1 protein-coding gene is annotated in these 1149 nt (G+C 70.2%); it reads right to left on the minus strand.

All coding sequences use genetic code 11. The features are described from left to right. Positions 1-27 precede the first annotated feature (27 nt). Entirely contained in the window at positions 28-1131 is a 1104-nt protein-coding gene (locus ACPCK6_RS29570; RefSeq protein WP_423482853.1) for an IS30 family transposase, read from the minus strand. Positions 1132-1149: the final 18 nt, after the last annotated feature.

Here is a 1149-nt window from a genome sequence, read left to right on the forward strand (position 1 = left end):
GGCGGGGTCAAGGGGTGAGTGCAATCGTCAGGTGGTGATGAGTTGTGCGAGGCGTTGGGCTGGGGTGTTCCAGCCCAGCGTTTCGCGGGGCCGGGTGTTGAGTTCGTGGGCGACGTGGTCCAGGCCGCGCTGGTCGATGGCGCGGAAGTCGTAGCTGCTTTTGGGGAAGTACTGGCGTAGGAGCCCGTTGGTGTTCTCGTTGGTGCCGCGTTGCCAGGGGCTGTGGGGGTCGCAGAAGTAGACCGGGCAGCCGGTGGCGACGGTGAACACCGGGTGGGTGGCCATTTCCGTGCCTTGGTCCCAGGTCAGCGACCGGCGCAGGTGTGCCGGCATGCGGGCTGCCAGGGCGGTGAGGACACCGATGACGGCTTCGCTGTCGCGGCCGTGAGGCAGCGCGCCGAGCATCACATAGCGGGTGGTCCGTTCCACCAGGGTCACGATCGCCGAGGCTCCGGCCTTGCCGATGACCAGGTCACCTTCCCAGTGCCCGGGCACCGCCCGGTCGGCAGCCTCAGCCGGCCGGTTACTGATCCGCAGGTCCCCGATCCAGGGCCGCCGGCTACGGGCGGCACCCGCGGCCCGCGACTGCGGGCGCCGCTGGGTGCGACCCGAGCGCAGCGCCACCTGCCGGGTCAACTCCGCCCGCAGGCTGCCCCGCGACTGCACATAGATCGCCTGGTAGATCGTCTCGTGGGACACCTGCAACTCCGGCCGGTCGGCGAACGTGGCCCGCAACCACGCGGCGATCTGCTTCGGAGACCACCTACGCGCCAGTTTCCCCGCCACCACCTGCCGCAGCCGCGTGCCCGCCGCCAACTTCGAGACCACCGGCCGCCGCCGGGCCGCGTCACAGCGCCGCTGCGCCCACTGCGCCTGATACCCCCACCGATACGGACGCCGAGCCCGCCCGGACGGCAACGACCGCCCGAGCGGGTTCTTCGTCCCGTGCCGCGCACTGTTGTTCCGCGCCACCTCCCGCGACACCGTGCACACCGGCACCCCGAGAACCTCCGCGATCTGCGAGATCGTCCGACCCGACCCCCACAGATGCTCCAACACCTGCCGATGCCCGAACGTCATCACACCCGGCCTCGCCACCAGCCCCTCCAGCCCAACCAAGATCAGTTGCACTGAAGCCTAGAAACCGCC

The sequence above is a fragment of the Micromonospora sp. AB353 genome (genome assembly GCF_049538395.1).
Lineage (GTDB): Bacteria > Actinomycetota > Actinomycetes > Mycobacteriales > Micromonosporaceae > Micromonospora > Micromonospora aurantiaca.